At 53.6% G+C, this 17,206-nt stretch carries 18 protein-coding genes; 9 read left to right on the top strand and 9 right to left on the bottom strand.

The window, feature by feature from the left end; translation table 11 throughout:
- Window positions 1–105 precede the first annotated feature (105 nt).
- The 4 genes from pdeD to pabB all read right to left on the bottom strand — a co-directional run bounded on the left by pdeD (window position 106) and on the right by pabB (window position 5,372).
- Window positions 106–1,668 carry a cyclic di-3',5'-guanosine monophosphate phosphodiesterase PdeD gene (gene pdeD, locus QMZ65_RS02145; protein WP_097116880.1) on the bottom strand — a complete coding sequence of 521 codons (1,563 nt, stop codon included), beginning with the start codon at window positions 1,666–1,668 and terminating at the stop codon, window positions 106–108.
- A 219-nt stretch (window positions 1,669–1,887) separates the two neighbouring features.
- The gene (locus QMZ65_RS02140; protein WP_058962469.1) at window positions 1,888–3,252 is read right to left on the bottom strand and encodes an L-serine ammonia-lyase; all 1,365 of its coding nucleotides are present in this window, start codon (window positions 3,250–3,252) and stop codon (window positions 1,888–1,890) included.
- A 191-nt stretch (window positions 3,253–3,443) separates the two neighbouring features.
- Window positions 3,444–4,013, bottom strand: coding sequence for a CoA pyrophosphatase (locus QMZ65_RS02135; protein WP_097116881.1), 570 nt, complete (start codon window positions 4,011–4,013; stop codon window positions 3,444–3,446).
- Window positions 4,014–5,372 carry an aminodeoxychorismate synthase component 1 gene (gene pabB / locus QMZ65_RS02130; protein ID WP_283215292.1) on the bottom strand — a complete coding sequence of 453 codons (1,359 nt, stop codon included), beginning with the start codon at window positions 5,370–5,372 and terminating at the stop codon, window positions 4,014–4,016.
- A gap of 110 nt (window positions 5,373–5,482) precedes the next feature.
- On the opposite strand from pabB, the gene QMZ65_RS02125 reads away from it, so the two are divergent.
- Window positions 5,483–5,668 carry a YoaH family protein gene (locus QMZ65_RS02125; RefSeq protein ID WP_034828730.1) on the top strand — a complete coding sequence of 62 codons (186 nt, stop codon included), beginning with the start codon at window positions 5,483–5,485 and terminating at the stop codon, window positions 5,666–5,668.
- Between the two features lie 12 nt (window positions 5,669–5,680).
- Here the strand turns inward: QMZ65_RS02125 and QMZ65_RS02120 are convergent, their stop codons facing one another.
- Complete coding sequence (locus QMZ65_RS02120; protein WP_097116882.1) at window positions 5,681–6,025, bottom strand: RidA family protein; 345 nt, start codon at window positions 6,023–6,025, stop codon at window positions 5,681–5,683.
- 123 nt (window positions 6,026–6,148) lie between these two features.
- On the opposite strand from QMZ65_RS02120, the gene yoaA reads away from it, so the two are divergent.
- The 5 genes from yoaA (at window position 6,149) to rnd (ending at window position 12,570) form a co-directional block, all read left to right on the top strand.
- Window positions 6,149–8,059, top strand: coding sequence for a DNA repair helicase YoaA (gene yoaA, locus QMZ65_RS02115; RefSeq protein WP_283215291.1), 1,911 nt, complete (start codon window positions 6,149–6,151; stop codon window positions 8,057–8,059).
- A gap of 52 nt (window positions 8,060–8,111) precedes the next feature.
- Window positions 8,112–8,810 (top strand): tRNA (adenosine(37)-N6)-threonylcarbamoyltransferase complex dimerization subunit type 1 TsaB, encoded by a 699-nt coding sequence (gene tsaB, locus QMZ65_RS02110; RefSeq protein ID WP_283215290.1) that lies wholly within the window; start codon window positions 8,112–8,114, stop codon window positions 8,808–8,810.
- 59 nt (window positions 8,811–8,869) lie between these two features.
- Window positions 8,870–9,466, top strand: coding sequence for a Slp family lipoprotein (locus tag QMZ65_RS02105; RefSeq protein ID WP_283215289.1), 597 nt, complete (start codon window positions 8,870–8,872; stop codon window positions 9,464–9,466).
- Between the two features lie 207 nt (window positions 9,467–9,673).
- Window positions 9,674–11,350: a long-chain-fatty-acid--CoA ligase FadD gene (gene fadD, locus QMZ65_RS02100; protein ID WP_283215288.1), complete on the top strand. Its 1,677-nt coding sequence runs from the start codon at window positions 9,674–9,676 to the stop codon at window positions 11,348–11,350.
- Window positions 11,351–11,448: 98 nt separating this feature from the next.
- Window positions 11,449–12,570, top strand: coding sequence for a ribonuclease D (rnd, locus tag QMZ65_RS02095; RefSeq protein WP_283215287.1), 1,122 nt, complete (start codon window positions 11,449–11,451; stop codon window positions 12,568–12,570).
- Window positions 12,571–12,624: 54 nt separating this feature from the next.
- On the opposite strand, the gene minE is transcribed toward rnd, so the two are convergent.
- From minE to minC, 3 genes are read right to left on the bottom strand one after another with little or no spacing between them, the layout of a single operon-like run.
- Window positions 12,625–12,900, bottom strand: a complete 276-nt coding sequence (minE, locus tag QMZ65_RS02090; protein ID WP_034828741.1) for a cell division topological specificity factor MinE — start codon at window positions 12,898–12,900, stop codon at window positions 12,625–12,627.
- Window positions 12,901–12,903: 3 nt separating this feature from the next.
- Window positions 12,904–13,716, bottom strand: coding sequence for a septum site-determining protein MinD (minD, locus tag QMZ65_RS02085; RefSeq protein WP_034828743.1), 813 nt, complete (start codon window positions 13,714–13,716; stop codon window positions 12,904–12,906).
- A 33-nt stretch (window positions 13,717–13,749) separates the two neighbouring features.
- A complete protein-coding gene (gene minC / locus QMZ65_RS02080) occupies window positions 13,750–14,460 on the bottom strand; it encodes a septum site-determining protein MinC (RefSeq protein ID WP_034828744.1) in 711 nt (236 codons plus the stop codon).
- A gap of 153 nt (window positions 14,461–14,613) precedes the next feature.
- Here minC and QMZ65_RS02075 point away from each other — a divergent pair, with 153 nt between their 5' ends.
- The 3 genes from QMZ65_RS02075 to ycgN all read left to right on the top strand — a co-directional run bounded on the left by QMZ65_RS02075 (window position 14,614) and on the right by ycgN (window position 16,328).
- Window positions 14,614–14,889, top strand: coding sequence for a YcgL domain-containing protein (locus tag QMZ65_RS02075; protein ID WP_058959843.1), 276 nt, complete (start codon window positions 14,614–14,616; stop codon window positions 14,887–14,889).
- Window positions 14,890–15,156: 267 nt separating this feature from the next.
- Window positions 15,157–15,816 carry a fumarylacetoacetate hydrolase family protein gene (locus tag QMZ65_RS02070; protein WP_283215286.1) on the top strand — a complete coding sequence of 220 codons (660 nt, stop codon included), beginning with the start codon at window positions 15,157–15,159 and terminating at the stop codon, window positions 15,814–15,816.
- Window positions 15,817–15,881: 65 nt separating this feature from the next.
- Complete coding sequence (gene ycgN, locus QMZ65_RS02065; RefSeq protein ID WP_034828749.1) at window positions 15,882–16,328, top strand: cysteine cluster protein YcgN; 447 nt, start codon at window positions 15,882–15,884, stop codon at window positions 16,326–16,328.
- Window positions 16,329–16,367: 39 nt separating this feature from the next.
- Here ycgN and dsbB read toward each other — a convergent pair whose 3' ends face one another.
- Entirely contained in the window at window positions 16,368–16,901 is a 534-nt protein-coding gene (dsbB, locus tag QMZ65_RS02060) for a disulfide bond formation protein DsbB (protein ID WP_034828752.1), read from the bottom strand.
- Window positions 16,902–17,206: the final 305 nt, after the last annotated feature.

The raw sequence follows: 17,206 nt of genomic DNA, 5'->3' as shown, positions 1-17,206 counted from the left end.
CCCCTTTACTGGCTGGAACGCACCCTAAGACACAGCAATCGAACGCACCATCAAACAGAGCAATCCAACCCAACCCAGCATCAGACACAACAACCCTACCCAACATCAGGCCCTCAAATGCGCCTGATGCTGCTCCAGCCACACAGGGAAATCTTCGATGGGCATTGGACGGGCGTAATAATAGCCCTGTAAATGATCCACGCCGCGCTCACGCAGATAGTGTGCCTGCTCCGCGGTTTCCACGCCCTCAGCCACTAACGCAATGTTCAAACGCTGCGCCAGCGAAATCACCATATCTGTCACCGTGGCGTTAATCGCGTCGGTGCCGATAGCCGCAGTGAAAATCTTGTCAATTTTCAGCACGTCCGGCTTCAGGTCTTTCAGGTAGGCGAGGGAACTGTGTCCGGTACCGAAATCGTCAATCGCCAGGCGCACGCCGATCTCATGCAACTGCGACACCACAGATTGATCAATCACCGGCAGCGCATCGCGCTCGGTCAACTCGACCACCAGCTTCGGCAGCGGGTTAGCGGGCCACCAGATACTTTGCAGATCCTCGACAATCGCACGATCGCGGAAATGGCTGGCGGCAACGTTAATCGCAATATGGAAAGAAGAACATTGCGGCAGGTTAGGCAACTCATCCACCACTTTGGCTAACACAAAGCGCGTCAGTGGTGCTATCAGGTTCTGACGCTCAGCTAGCGGGATAAACACATCCGGCGCAACCCAGCCTTGACGCGCATTGTGCCAGCGCAGCAACAACTCCATGCCATCGCACTCACCACTTTTGGCGTTAATCAGCGGCTGGCAATACACCATAAATTCATTCGCGGTAATGCCATAGCTGATTTGCCAGCTGAGGCTCATGCGGTTCGCGGTGGCTAACCAAACGATATAGCCCATCAGCAAACTCAGCAGCACCGCCAACGGTAGCTGTGAAGGAAGCGTATGCAACGCCAGACGCGCTGGAGAAGGGCCATACAAGGTAATGCTGTAGGGGTAACGCAGTGAAGCCTGATCAAAAGCCACTTCATCTTCCGATGGCACTGTCTCTTCAATCAGCGGATTGCCATATTCCAGACTCTGTCCGCCGACATTAAAAATGGCCCGTTCGACCCAGGGTAACTGTGGCTCTAGCAAATAATTCGTCATCAATTCCACATTGATAACCTGCAGCAGCCCATCGCGATTATCCAGCGATTTGGGTGTCCACAGCAGCAAGACCGGTGAGCCTTTCAGCAGATAATTATCGGTGGTCAGCATCATGCGCTGATTATTAATCGCCAACTCTGGATAGGTCTGGCTAAACGAAATATTGCGCGGGCCGTAAATACTGGAGCAGTAAATACTGTCATCCTGCACCAGCAGGATGGTGCGCACGGTCTGCAATGAAGAAATCTTTTCGATTAACGGATAGCGAACTTGTGCGCAAGGCACGCCAACCAGCCCAAGCGTGTTGTTGGCGGAGACATCCAGCGGGGAGAACATGCGGTCAAAGCGCTCAATGGCGCGACTGGCAAAATTCAGGGACTGCTGCTCAATACGCGATTTCTCTTCGATATAACGAAAAGTCAGCGTGAGAATCAGAACCAGCGCCGCGATCACCAACGCGATAAGCAAACGCTTACGGCGAAATTGACCGACAAATTGCTGGGGAATGAGCATCAGTAACCACCTTGCAAAACAAAAATTGAAGCCAAATTAACGTGTAGGTTATCGGCATTGAGGCGGCCAGGTTTAGCGCACCGCAGAGAAAAAAAGCGGCACTAAAAAACAGCGCGGCCACTAAGGGCCGCGCGCAAATTAATGTATCTGGTTTACTCACAGGGAGGTAGCGTGAGATGCAGAAAAAAATCTAATTGATTATTTTTTCAACACACCTGGTCAATCACATTGAACTTTGATCGCCAGGCCACCGCGTGAGGTTTCACGATATTTGGCATTCATGTCTTTACCAGTTTCGTACATAGTTTCGATCACCTTATCCAGTGAAACACGTGGTTCACTGGTACGGCGCAACGCCATGCGCGCAGCATTGATGGCTTTCACTGAGGCGATAGCATTACGTTCGATACACGGCACCTGCACCTGACCTGCCACCGGGTCACAGGTCAATCCCAGGTTATGTTCCATACCGATTTCAGCGGCGACACACACCTGCTCCGGGCTGGCGCCGAGCAACTCCGCCAGGCCAGCGGCAGCCATCGAACAGGCCACACCGACTTCGCCCTGACAGCCCACCTCAGCACCTGAAATCGAGGCATTCATTTTATACAACACGCCAATGGCACCCGAGGCCAGGAAGTAACGGATGAAGATGTCCGGCGTCACGGTCTCAATAAAGTGATCGTAATAGGCCAGCACCGCAGGGACGATACCGCAGGCGCCGTTGGTTGGCGCGGTGACCACCCGTCCACCGGCGGCATTTTCTTCATTGACCGCCAGGGCAAACATGTTGACCCAATCAATCACGTTCATCGGGTCATTGGAGTGCTTGGAAGAAGAAACCAGTAAACGACGCAACGAGGCAGCGCGGCGCGGCACGCGCAGTGGACCCGGCAATACGCCTTCCGTATTTAAGCCGCGATCGATACAGGCCTGCATGGTTTGCCAGACGTTGCCGAAATAGGCATATATGTCTTCACGGCTGTGCAGCGCCAGCTCATTCTTCATCACCAAACCGGAAAGGGACAATCCACTTTCATGGCAGTGGCTCAACAACTCTTTGGCAGAGTTGAACGCATACGGCACCGAGACCTCATCCAGTACGGATTGGCCGAAATGCTCTTCATCAACGATAAATCCGCCGCCAATCGAGTAGTAGGTCTTGGTCAGGATCAACAGATCGCCGGCAAAGGCGAAAACCGTCATGCCGTTTTCATGCAACGACAGATTTTCACTGCGAAACACCATGCCGCCTTCGCGTGGGAAGTCGACTTCACGTGCACCGTTCGCCAGCAGCAGGCGCTCGCGCTGCTCGACGTCTTTAATAAAAGCGGGAATGCTATCGATATCCACGGTGGCGGGCTCAAAGCCGGCCAGCCCCATAATGATGGCGATATCGGTATGGTGACCTTTACCTGTGAGCGACAGCGAGCCATAGACGTCGACGGCAATGCGCGTCACGTCTTGCAATTTTCCCTGTTCGGCCAGCAGATCAACAAACTGCTTGCCCGCTTTCATCGGACCTACGGTATGTGAACTGGATGGGCCAATGCCCACTTTGAACATGTCAAAAACACTAATCACCGGTGACACTCCTCACAAATCTTATTCTGTACGGCTGAGGCCGTTTATGCGGCTAATAGTAATCGTCCGCGTGACTCAGCGAGCAGCTTTTCGCATGAAATAAACTAATTATAAGCCACAGAAATAGTTATCCCATTCTGCGGTTGTAAAGTGGATCGAGTTTATGGCGGAAGTAACATGCAGCGCGGAACTCAGGGAAGGGCGATTTGCTGACTTAATGCGCGAATAATACCGGCGGTCATGCCCCAGATAAAATAATCCTCATACCACGATAACCACACCTGATGCTGACGATGACCACGGCGCAAGCTGAGTCCACTGTAGCGACTGAGACGCAGGGCTTCTGCCAGCGGCATCGCGAAGGTGCTTTCCACTTCGTCAGGATTAATATTGAGAGGCAGGTCCGCTGGAATAATGCCGACTACCGGCGTGACGGCAAAACCGGTGCTGCTGGTCACGGGCGGTAACACACCCACGACGCTAACCTGAGCGGGGTGAATGCCGACTTCTTCTTCGGCCTCACGCAGTGCAGTGTGGATCAGCGAATCATCCGTTGCATCCTGCATGCCGCCGGGGAACGCGACCTGGCCCGCGTGTTTCCGCAGGTGTGATGAGCGACGCGTCAGCAGTAAACCCGGTTCAGCACCGTCGATCACCGGTACCAACACGGCCGCTCGCCGCCCGCTGATAACGCTTTTGGGCGCACTCACAGGGGGTTGCATGACAAAGCGGTTCAGGAACTGGTCGAGCGTCAGGCTCATTTAAACCTCGCCGCTCAGGCTGGGCAAGATACGATTGACCTTGTGGAAGGTCTCCTGATATTCCAGCTCCACATCGCTATCCGCCACCAGGCCACCACCTGCCGCACAATAAAGATGCTGATTTTCAGCGATTAACGTGCGGATAGTGATGCTGGTATCCATGCGACCACACAGGCTGATGTAACCGATGCTGCCGCACCAGGCGTTGCGGCGCTGCGGTTCCAGTTCCTCAATAATCTCCATCGCGCGAATTTTTGGTGCACCGGTAATGGAGCCGCCGGGGAAACAGGCGCGCAGGAGATCGGTTGCGCCGAGATGTTGAGGTAGTCGCGCTCGTACTGTGCTCACCAGATGATGCACCGCCGGGAAAGGTTCCACTACAAACAACTCAGGGACGCTAACGCTACCAGGTTCTGCCACGCGGCCAATGTCATTGCGCAGCAAATCGACAATCATCAGGTTCTCGGCGCGATCTTTTTCCGCATGGCCCAGTTTCTCAGCCTGCAAGCGATCGGCTTCTGGATCGGCTAAGCGTGGCAAAGTGCCTTTGATCGGACGGGTTTCAATCCCCTTTTGCTGTAACGAGAGAAAGCGTTCCGGTGACAGACTGAGAATGACGCTTTTAGGTAAGCGGATAAAAGCACTAAAAGGCGCACGGTTGTCGCGGTTGAGTCGTAAAAAGGCCAGCCACTCATCGCCGTGATAGCGAGCCTGAAAGCGTTGCGCCAGATTCACCTGATAGCAATCACCGGCCTGAATGTAATGTTGAACCTGTGCAAAACGCGCGGCGTATTCATCAAAACTAAGGTTTGACTGCCAGTCGCTGGTTAGCGCAAAAGCTTTAGGCTGCGGAATCGCCTGCGCCTGCAGCCACTGCCAGCGTTGCCCGGCATCGGTGAGTGAAATCAGGGTGAGTTTTTGCTGATGATGATCCGCGATCAAAGCCCAATCGTAGATGCCGACTGCCATATCCGGCGTTGTCAGATCCTGCTCAGCGCGCTGCGGTAAGATTTCAAAGCGGCGTCCCAGATCATAACCAAACAAACCCAGCGCGCCGCCCTGGAAAGGCAGATCAGCATCAAACAGTGGAGTCGCGCCCAGCATTTCGCACTGTTGCTGCACCAGGTGCAGTGGATCATCGGCGGAGAGGATCACCTTGCCGTCGCAGTCGATTTCCGTCATCTCGCCGCGCGTGGTAAGCGTGGCACGGGGATCCGCCGTTAAAATGTCAAAACGATTATCGGCGTGGTTGGCATTGCCAGAGGTGAGCAACATCGCCCAGGGACGATGAGCAAGCGCAGAAAAACGGTGCAACAGCGCATCCGGCGTATACTTCAGGTTAAGGGTTTTTACGATCATCGGGCTAATTAATCCAACAAGCAGGCGCGTAGCCTGGCACATTTTTTTGTCGCTGGCACCTGTTTGTTCCTCATGGAATAATGCGTCCCCTTTTGCACCAGGAGCAAATAATGTTTACAGGTCTTCCGGCTTTATCTCATGAACAGCAGCAGCAAGCTGTGGAACGTATCCAGGAATTGATGGCGGGTGGCATGGCGAGTGGTCAGGCGATTGCGCAAGTGGCACACGAGATCCGTCAGAGCTATCAGGGTGAATCGATTCGGGCGATGTTCGAAGACGACGAAGAAGACGAATAACGCCCGAAAGGGTTACAGTGCGGCGATGATTTTGATTTCCACTTTGTACTTCGGATTCATCAACTCGGCTTGCACGGTGCAACGCACTGGCGCGTTGTCAGGTGAAACCCACGCATCCCATGCACGGTTCATGGCCGGAAAGTCAGCTTTATCGACCAGGAAAATTGTGGCATCAAGAATCTTACTTTTGTCTGATCCGACTCGGGTCAGAATCGCGTCAATCACCGCCAGCGCGTTGGCGGTTTGCGCTTCGGCATCGTCATCCAGATTTTCTGGCACGCTGGTGTAATAGACGGTCTGGTTATGCACAACGGCTTCTGACATGCGGGGTGCGGGATCAATACGCGTAATGGTCATGGTGTTCTCCTGTTATTTCGCTGCGCTAGCCTGCCATATCCAGTAGGGCGCTGTCATCTGTTGTGGTCGCCTCAGGGGAATCCTGACATAATTACAGTGTTTTTGACCAATCGGTGAGGATGTGTGGCAGACGATTTTGCAGCAGATGGCGCGCTGGCGCAGGCTATTCCAGGTTTCAAACCGCGTGCCGCGCAGCGTGAAATGGCGCAAGCGGTCATGGAAACGGTGAAGAAGGGCGGTGAGCTGGTGGTCGAAGCCGGCACCGGTACCGGTAAAACCTATGCCTATCTGGCACCCGCATTGCGTGCGAAAAAAAAGGTCATTATCTCGACCGGATCCAAAGCCTTACAGGATCAGCTGTATAACCGCGATTTGCCCACCATCGCTCGTGCCCTGAAGTTCAGCGGTAAAACTGCCCTGCTGAAGGGGCGTTCCAACTATTTATGCCTCGAACGTCTGGAGCAGCAGAATCAAACCGGTGGCGATCTCACCGTGCAGGCGCTCGGGGATTTAATTAATGTGCGCAGCTGGTCAAATCAAACTTCGGATGGCGATGTCAGCAGCTGTTCCGACGTGGCCGAAGACAGTCCGATCTGGCCCTTTGTCACCAGCACTAACGATAACTGCCTTGGCAGCGATTGCCCGCTCTACAAAGATTGCTTTGTGGTGAAAGCGCGTAAAAAAGCCATGGATGCCGATGTGGTGGTGGTGAACCACCATCTGTTCCTTGCCGATCTTGTCGTGAAAGAGGGCGGATTTGGCGAGCTGATTCCTGAGGCTGATGTGATGATCTTCGATGAAGCGCATCAGCTACCCGATATCGCCAGTCAGTACTTTGGTCAGCAGCTTTCGAGCCGCCAACTGCAGGACCTCGCCAAAGACATCATTATTGCCTATCGCACTGAGGTGCGCGACGTGCAGCAGCTACAGAAATCAGCCGACCGTCTGGCACAGTGCGCGCAGGATTTCCGTTTAACGCTCGGCGAGCCGGGTTTTCGCGGCAATCTGCGTGACCTGCTAAGCGACAACAACATCATGCGCATGTTGACCCTGCTGGATGATGCGCTGGAGCTTTGCTACGACGTGATTAAATTGTCGCTGGGGCGCTCGGCGTTGCTGGATGCGGCGTTTGAGCGCGCCGCGTTATATCGCACTCGCCTTAAACGTCTGCGCGCCATTGATGAACCCGGCTTTAGCTACTGGTATGAATGCACCAGCCGCCACTTTACGCTGGCGTTAACCCCGCTATCGGTCGCCGAACGTTTTCGTGAAGTGATGGATAACCGTAAAGCGGCGTGGGTATTCACCTCCGCCACGCTGGCGGTGAATGAGCAGATGAGCCACTTCTCCAGCCGATTGGGCGTCGACAAAGCCACCACCATGATTCTCGACAGTCCTTTCGATTACACCCAGCAGGCGCTGTTATGTGTGCCTCGCAATATGCCGGAACCCAATCAACCCGGCGGTGCCCGTAAGCTGGCACAGATGATGAAACCGCTGATCGATGCCAATAAAGGACGCTGCTTCTTCCTCTGTACTTCGCACAAGATGATGCGCGAACTGGCCGCCGAATTCCGCGCCTCGATGACTTTGCCGGTGTTGTTGCAAGGAGAAACCAGTAAAGGCCAGCTGCTGAAGCAGTTCCTTGAGGCCGGTAACGCCTTACTGGTAGCGACCAGCAGTTTCTGGGAAGGCGTTGATGTGCGAGGTGATGCGCTGTCATTGGTGATTATCGATAAGCTGCCGTTTACCTCGCCGGAAGATCCGTTGCTGAAAGCGCGCATGGAAGATTGCCGTTTACGCGGTGGCGATCCCTTCAATGATGTGCAACTGCCGGATGCCGTGATCACCCTGAAGCAGGGCGTTGGCCGTTTAATCCGCGACACGGAAGACCGTGGCGTGCTGGTGATTTGCGATCAGCGCCTGGTGTCGCGCCCGTACGGTGGGTTATTCCTCAATAGTCTGCCACCCACGCCGCGTACCCGCGATTTACAGCGTGCCATCGCTTTCGTCCGCCAGCCAGAGAAGCACTAATTTGTGCCAGGCTGTGTTAAGATGCGCGCCATTTTGACTTTCAGAGGTTGTTATGTCCGCCCGAATTTTAGCTCTGGACACGGCGACAGAAGCCTGTTCTGCCGCGCTGCTCAATCAGCAGCAGATCGATGCCCGCTTTGAAATCGCCCCGCGCGATCACACCCAACGCATCTTACCGCTGGTACAAGAGCTGTTGCAGGCGCAGCAGCTGGATCTGACCGCGCTTGACGTGCTGGCGTTCGGCCGTGGACCGGGTAGTTTCACTGGCGTGCGCATTGGCATTGGTATTGCGCAAGGGCTGGCGCTGGGTGCGAACTTGCCGATGATCGGCGTCTCTTCTCTCGCGACTATGGCTCAGGGCGCATGGCGCTTAACCGGCGCTAACCGCGTGCTGGCTGCCATCGACGCGCGCATGGGCGAAGTTTACTGGGCCGAATATCAGCGTGATGCTAACGGTGAATGGCAAGGTGCGGACTCGGAAGCCGTTTTGAAACCCGAAGATGTGCAGGCGCGCATCGGCCAGCTAAGCGGCGAGTGGGCAACGGTCGGCACCGGCTGGGCGGCTTATCCGCATCTGTTAAGCTCGACGGGCGCAACCTTAATGACCACAGAAGTAACTCTGCCAGCAGCGGAGGATATGCTGCCGCTGGCATTGAGTGCCTGGCAGCGCGGTGAGTCGGTAGCGGTGGAGAATGCCGAGCCGGTTTACCTGCGTAATGAAGTGGCATGGAAAAAGTTGCCAGGCCGTTAAGCGCCACGCAACTATTCCGTAAGCGCCCAGTCTAACTGAGAAATAACAGGAGAAGTGCTATGCCAATAAGTCGTAAAGGGATGTCTGGCGCTCTGTTAGCCTGCGCGCTGTTGCTCAGCGGCTGCGTTTCGGTGCCAGATTCCATTAAAGGGAGTTCTCAACTTCCACAGCAAGATTTATTACGCGTGATGAATGCGCCTAAGCTGTATGTCGGCCAGGAGTCACGTTTTGGCGGTAAAGTGGTGAAAGTCACCAATCTGACGGGCGTGACGCGCCTGGAGATCGCCACCCAACCGCTGGATGACAGTGCGCGGCCGCGTTTAGGTTCCGCATCGGTTGGGCGTATCTTTGCCGACATTCGCGGTTTTGTTGATCCGGTGGATCTGAACAATCAGTACGTCACGGTACTGGGTAATATCAAAGGCACCGAAAAAGGTGAAATTGGTAAAGCCAGCTACAACTTTGTGGTGGTGGATGTCCGTGGCTATCAGCGCTGGCATCTGACACAGCAGGTGATGACGCCACCGCAGCCTATCGATCCCTGGATTTGGTATGGGCCAACGCGTCGTCATCCGGGTTACTGGGGGCCTAATCCTTATTGGGGGATGAACATGAATACCGGTCCCGCGCAGGTGGAAACTATCCTGACCGAATAATTCATCTTCATTATTTGACGGCCCGGTCGCGGTGCTCGCGACCGGGCTTTTTTATTGGGCGCGCAACCGATGCGCGAAATTTAGTGATGCGCTTCGCAACCTGAAAATGCCGAAACAGGCAAACTGGTACAATCAGTTAAAATATTGTTAACAACACTGATTGCAGAGGCGGCGATGGCTACGCAACAAGAATATCGGGGTGATTCTTTGAATAAGGTTTGGCTTAAACGCTATCCGGCAGATGTTCCTGCGGAGATTAATGCGGACCGTTATACCTCTTTGGTCGAACTTTTCGAGCACGCAGCATTGCAGTATGCCGATCAAACGGCGTTTATTAATATGGGTCAGCCGATGACCTATCGTCAGCTGGATAAGCAAAGTCGCGACTTTGCGGCCTGGCTGCAACAAGGGTTGGGCCTGAAGCAGGGCGACCGCGTGGCGCTGATGATGCCAAACTTGCTGCAATATCCGGTGGCGCTGTTTGGCGTGCTGCGTGCGGGTATGGTGGTGGTCAACGTTAACCCGCTCTACACGCCGCGTGAGCTGAAACATCAGCTGAATGACAGCGGTGCCAGTGCGATTGTCATTGTGTCCAACTTTGCCCACACGCTTGAAAAAGTCGTCGCGGAAACACCGATCAAGCACGTGATGCTGACGCGCATGGGTGACCAACTTGCCCCGGTCAAAGCCACGCTGGTCAACTTCGTGGTGAAGTATGTGAAGAAGCTGGTGCCGAAATACCATCTGCCCGGTGCGGTGCCGTTCCGCAGCGCGTTGCAGCAGGGTGCGCAGATGACTTACCAGCGTCCGACGCTGACTAACAGTGACCTGGCATTCCTGCAATACACCGGCGGCACCACCGGCGTCGCCAAGGGCGCGATGCTAACTCACGGCAATATGCAGGCAAACCTGGAGCAGACCAAAGCCACCTATGGCAAACTGCTGCGTGCAGGCAAAGAGCAGGTGGTCACGGCACTCCCGCTTTACCATATCTTTGCGTTAACGGTAAACGGCCTGCTGTTTCTCGATCTCGGCGGTACCAACCTGCTGATCACCAATCCGCGTGATATCCCCGGTTTTGTCAAAGAGCTAAGCAAATTCCCGTTCACCGCCATTACCGGCGTCAATACGCTGTTTAACGCGCTGCTCAACGACGAAAACTTTAATAAGCTCGATTTCTCCACGCTGCGTCTTTCTGCTGGCGGCGGCATGGCCGTGCAAAAGGCCGTGGCTGAGCGTTGGGAAAAACTCACCGGGCATTATCTGCTCGAAGGTTATGGTTTGACTGAATGTTCACCGCTGGTATCGGTCAATCCGTATGACATCACTTGCCACACCGGCAGCATCGGTCTTCCTGTACCCTCCACGGATGTGCGTATCGTCGATGACGAAGATAACGATGTGGCGCCAGGTGAACCGGGTGAACTCTGTATTCGTGGTCCACAGGTGATGGTCGGTTACTGGCAGCGACCGGATGCTACCGAAGAAGTGTTGAAAAATGGCTGGCTGCACACCGGTGATGTTGTTACCGTTGATGGCGAAGGTTTTATTCGCATCGTCGATCGTAAGAAAGACATGATTCTGGTGTCAGGCTTTAACGTGTATCCTAACGAAATCGAAGATGTGCTGATGCAGCATCCGAAAGTGCGCGAAGCCGCCGCAATCGGCGTTCCCAGCGACCTTTCCGGTGAAGCGGTGAAAGTGTGCATCGTTAAAAAGGATTCTTCACTGACGAAAGAGGAAGTGCTGGATCATTGCCGCCGTCAGCTCACCGGCTACAAAGTGCCGAAGATTATCGAGTTTAGAGACGAGCTGCCGAAGACCAACGTGGGCAAAATTTTGCGCCGCGAATTGCGTGACGAGGCGAAGCGAGAAGGGCAGTAAGCTGCCTTTCTCTCCAGGTTAACGCCGGCTCAGTCCGGCGTTTTTATTGCTTTTAACATGGAGCGCTGCGCGAAGTGTGCCGCAGCGAGAATGAATACGTGAATTACACCCTGATCGACCAAAACAGCCAGCTGGCTGCCGTGTGCGAACAAGCGCGCCAGCATAATGCCGTTGCGCTGGATACTGAATTCGTGCGCACGCGCACTTACTATCCGCAGTTGGGTCTGATCCAGCTGTTCGATGGTGAACAACTGGTTCTGATCGATCCGCTCAACATCAGTGACTGGACGCCGTTCATCGCACTGCTGCAAGACAAGCAGGTGACGAAGTTCCTGCACGCCGGTGGCGAAGATCTTGAAGTTTTCTTGCATCGTTTTAAATGCCTGCCTGATCCGATGATCGATACCCAAATCCTGGCGGCCTTCGCTGGGCAGCCGCTGTCATGGGGCTTCGCTTCGATGGTTAATCACTTTCACCAAATCGAACTGGATAAGAGCGAATCCCGTACTGACTGGCTGGCGCGCCCGCTCACTGAGCGTCAATGCGACTATGCCGCAGCAGATGTCGCTTATCTTCTGCCGATTGCCCATCAGTTAGTTGAGCAGACGCAAGCCGCAGGCAACATGGCTGCCGCGCTGAGCGAATGCGATAATCTTTGCCAGCGTCGTCTTGACGTTTTACAGCCAGAGGATGCATGGCGCGACATCACCAACGCATGGCAGTTGCGACCGCGCCAGTTAGCAGCGCTGCAACGCCTGGCGGCATGGCGTTTGAACATCGCCCGTCAGAAAGACATGGCCGTGAATTTTGTGGTGCGTGAAGAGAATCTGTGGAAAGTGGCGCGCTTTATGCCGGGTAGCCTGGGTGAGCTCGATCATTTGGGCCTGAACGGTCACGAGATTCGCTTCCACGGGAAAGCGATGGTGGCGCTGGTGGCGGAAGCTCAGGCTCAGGATGAAGCGACCTTGCCACAACCGTTGCCCAATCTGATTGACCATCCGCATTACAAACAGGCATTTAAAGCTATCAAAGCGCTGGTGTTACAGGTAAGCGAAGAGACGGGTTTCAGTCAGGAGCTATTGGCTTCACGTCGCCAAATCAATCAGGTGTTAAGCGTATACTGGGGCTTGAAAAGCGGATGCCGTACACCAGAATTACTGACTGGCTGGCGTGGTGAATTGCTGCAAAAGCGAATCGACGAGATCCTGCAGGCGCTATAAGCGGAATGGTTTCCCCTGCGCACAACGCAGGGGAAAATCAGGAACCCGCTACAATCATTTAGGAACGTCTTCCGTCTCCGTCTCCGGCAGTGTGACGTTGAGTTCCAGGATGGAGATATCGTCCCCTTTCTGATCCAGCTGAACGGTCACCATATCCGGGTCAATTTTCACGTACTTACAGATCACTTCCAAAATATCGCGCTTCAGTTGCGGCAGATAATGGGGCTCACTGTCGCCCCTTCTGCGCTCGGCTACGATAATTTGCAGCCTTTCCTTGGCTATGTTGGCTGTGTTCTTCTTACGGGATAAAAAGAAATCTAATAATGCCATTGGTTATCCCCCGAACAGGCGTTTCAGGAAACCCTTCTTCTCTTCTTCAATAAAGCGGAAGGGGCGTTCTTCGCCAAGCAGGCGATCTACGGTATCAGCGTAAGCTTTACCGGCGTCAGAGTTAGCGTCGAGAATGACCGGCTCACCCTGGTTAGAAGCACGAAGTACCGACTGATCTTCCGGGATCACACCCACCAGTGGTATACGCAGAATCTCCAGCACGTCTTCCATGCTCAGCATGTCGCCACGCGTCACGCGGCCTGGGTTGTAACGTGTCAGCAGCAGATGCTCTTTCACCGGGTCCTGGCTATTTTCAGCACGACGCGATTTAGAAGAGATAATGCCGAGGATGCGGTCGGAGTCACGCACGGAAGAGACTTCCGGGTTGGTGGTGATAATCGCTTCATCCGCAAAGTACAGTGCCATCAACGCACCGGTTTCGATCCCCGCAGGGGAATCACATACGATGAAGTCGAACTCCATCGCGGCCAGGTCGTTTAATACTTTTTCCACGCCTTCGCGGGTCAGCGCATCTTTATCACGTGTTTGTGAAGCAGGCAGGATATAGAGTTGCTCCGTGCGCTTGTCACGAATCAGTGCCTGGTTCAAGGTTGCATCGCCCTGGATGACGTTGACGAAGTCATAAACCACACGGCGTTCACAGCCCATGATCAGGTCGAGGTTACGCAGACCGATATCAAAATCGATCACGACAGTTTTCTTGCCCTTCTGCGCTAAACCGGTTGCGATGGCCGCGCTTGACGTGGTCTTGCCAACGCCCCCTTTACCCGATGTAACTACAATGATGCGTGCCATAAATGTTGATTTCCTTAACGAAAGAAAAGGGGCCTAATAAAGTGTCTGAATGGTGAGCGCGCCCTCTTTAAGGCACAGGCGCGCGGCTTTACCAAAAAATTCCGCCGGAATCTGATCCATGATCCAATATTCCCCGGCAATAGAGACCAACTCGGCTGCGAGGTTGGTACAAAAAATCTGGCTGTCACGTTCGCCACTGGCACCCGCCAGCGCACGACCACGCATCATGCCGTAAATATGAATATTGCCGTCCGCCACTAGTTCGGCACCGGCGCTGACGCTGTTGGTGACGATAAGGTCGGCATTCCGTGCGTAAATTTGTTGGCCTGAGCGCACTGGCGTATTGATGATGCGGGTTTTGCTGGCGGTTTCAGCGACCGGCGCCAGAATAGGCGGGGCTTCTTCAACCACTGGCGCTTCCGCACGCTTGCGATTCTCTTTGCCTTCTGACAACACCGGCAAGCCTGCACGGGCAATCATCTTTTTCAGGGCTTCATCTTTACAACCGCTGACACCGACAATGCGTAAACCGGTGGCGATGACCGCCTGCTGCATCTGTTTCCAGTTGATGTCACCGTTCAGTGCTGACACGTTGAGCACCACCGGTGCATTCTGCAAAAACGCAGGTGCCTGGTCGATTTTGTCCTGCAGCGCCTGACGAATCACCTCGGGTTGCGAATGGTGCAGATGAACCACTGACAGGGTAAAACTGCTTCCCTTGAATTCGATTGGCGTTTGCGACATCTGTCCTGACTCAGTCCTGTTTTACGACCCTAAGATGTACGCCGATAAAATCGTCATTAACATCAAACGGTCAATATTCGAAGTTCTGCAAGCATGTTATAGTTACTGCTATATTCAGGCAAGTGACGCCATAGGTTAATTCGAGTAAAAAATATGTTTTGTGTGATCTATAGAAGCCCGCAACGTGAACAAACTTATCTTTATGTTGAAAAAAAAGACGATTTTTCGCGCGTTCCGGAAGAACTGCTGCGTGGCTTTGGTAAACCCCAGCTAGCAATGGTGCTATCACTGGACAAACGCGACAAACTGGCTAATGCAGATATCAATAAAGTTAAGCAAGGTTTGAGCGATCAAGGCTATTATTTACAGATCCCACCACCGGTTGAAAGTCTGCTCAACATTCATCTTGATCAGAGTAAAAAAGTTTAATTCGGATTCATCTGTAAATATTCCCTGTAAAAATCCTCAGTGTTATTTGCATTAATTATTCGCCCGCTTTAAAGCATTATTGCGGGCAATAATTCCAGGTTGTGATCCTGTTTGTTGCGTATGATTAACGACTTTTGACAATTTCCGCCACGTCTGCTGCCATAAAACCGCTAATATAATCCTCCTCAGCTTGCCGCGTTCCGGCACTGAACCTGACCTATCCGCCAGTCAGACTGGCATCAAACACAACTAATGCAGGGGAACAGCATGTATCAGCATCGTAACTGGCAGGGCGCTTTGTTGGATTATCCCGTCAGCAAAGTGGTTTGCGTGGGCAGCAACTATGCGAAGCACATCAAGGAAATGGGCAGTGCCACGCCGACAGAACCGGTGGTGTTTATCAAACCGGAAACGGCGGTGTGCGATCTGCGCCAGCCGCTTTCGATTCCAGCCAACTTCGGCGAAGTGCATCACGAAGTGGAACTGGCGGTGCTGATAGGCTCCACGCTGAAGCAGGCAACGGAAGAGCATGTGGTGAAAGCGATTGCCGGATATGGTGTGGCCCTGGACCTGACGCTGCGTGATGTGCAGGCGGGGCTGAAAAAAGCCGGTCAGCCGTGGGAAAAATCCAAAGGGTTCGATAACTCTTGCCCGCTGTCAGGTTTCATTCCAGTTTCTGAATTCAGCGGCGACCCGCAGGATACTGAACTGAAGCTAGTGGTGAATGGCGAAGTGCGCCAGCATGGCAGCACGGCGGATATGATTCACAAAATCCTGCCGCTGATTGCTTACATGAGCCAGTACTTTACGCTGCGCGCCGGCGATGTGATCCTGACGGGCACCCCGGAAGGTGTCGGGCCAATGCAATGTGGCGATAAACTCGAAATCTCGCTGGCCGGTCACGGAATTACCACCCGCGTACTGTAAAACTTGCATCACCGCACCTAACCCTTTATAAGGTGCGGTCTTATTGCACAACCCGGACCGCGATCATGACTGAACAACCTTTCTGGCAGACAAAACGCCTTGACCAAATGGACGATGCAGAGTGGGAATCACTGTGCGACGGCTGCGGCCAGTGCTGCCTGAACAAGTTGCAGGATGCGGATACCGATGAAATCTATTTCACCAATGTGGCCTGCAATCAGCTGAATATTAAAACCTGCCAGTGTCGTAACTATGAGCGCCGGTTTGAGTACGAAGAGGACTGCATCAAGCTCACGCGTGAAAACCTCACAACCTTTAACTGGCTGCCGCGTACCTGCGCCTATCGTCTGTTAGGCGAAGGCGGCACATTGCCTGCCTGGCATCCCTTGGTGGCCGGTTCGAAAAAGGCGATGCATGCGCAGCGTATCTCGGTGCGTTACATTGCGGTGCGGGAAAGTGAAGTACGCGACTGGGAAGATCACATTATCGATCGACCCGACCGTAACGGTTGACGTGAAAACAGGCAGCGAGAGCTGCCTGTTTTATTTTGATTAGCGGCTAAACAGATCGCGGCGTTTTGGCTTAAACGGCTGGGCAATCAGCACCAGTGCGCCAACCAGCAGATACGCGGCAAAGATGACGATCATCCATTGTGGCATGCTCCAGGTCAGGAATGTCCAGCTGCGTTCGGCACAATCACCGCTGGCGACAAATACTGATGGCAGCCATTTATCCAACGGCAGCCAGGTCGGGAAGCGTGCGGCAAAGTCACAAGTAACAAACGGATTCGGGTGCAGCTGAATATTCGTATGTTCAATCGAAAGCATTAATCCCTTATAAGCGCTGTAAAGCCAAATCAGGATAGCGGCCCAGCGCAGTGGTAGGGATTTCGGGGCGAACGCGCCAACGATACCTGCGCCCATGACGCCAAACAGCGCACAACGTTCGTAGATACACATCACGCAGGGCTTCAGTCCCATGACGTGTTGAAAGAAGAGTGCAGTCAGTTCAAAAGCCAGTGCTGTCAGAGCCAGCAATAACCATGCCCCGCGTCCTCGTGAGCATTGATTCAAATATCGCAACATATTGCTTATCCTGTAACCATTAATGCTTCGCAGTGTAAACCAAAAGCGTAACCGTGCCAGCCAGGTAAGGGGAAAAAATCATGTACAAAAATGACTTAAGCCTGATCCAGGCCATAAAAAGCGCATTTACTGATCAAGCGGAGGTGGCAGAAGGTCCATACCACGCAAACGAGTGCGTTGCCGTCTGACCGGTTAAAAACACCGCTGAATTTTGCGCCAGCGCGCGCTTTTAATAGGTTGTCAGTCTATTTCCGCTATAGCCGCTCTGGTATGATGAGTGCCATTACGACAAAGAAAGCAATGAG

The organism is Pantoea sp. EABMAA-21 (genome assembly GCF_030053335.1).
Lineage (GTDB): Bacteria > Pseudomonadota > Gammaproteobacteria > Enterobacterales > Enterobacteriaceae > Pantoea > Pantoea communis.
Note: the sequence above shows the minus strand (reverse complement) of the source record. Positions and strands in the feature narration are given on the sequence as shown.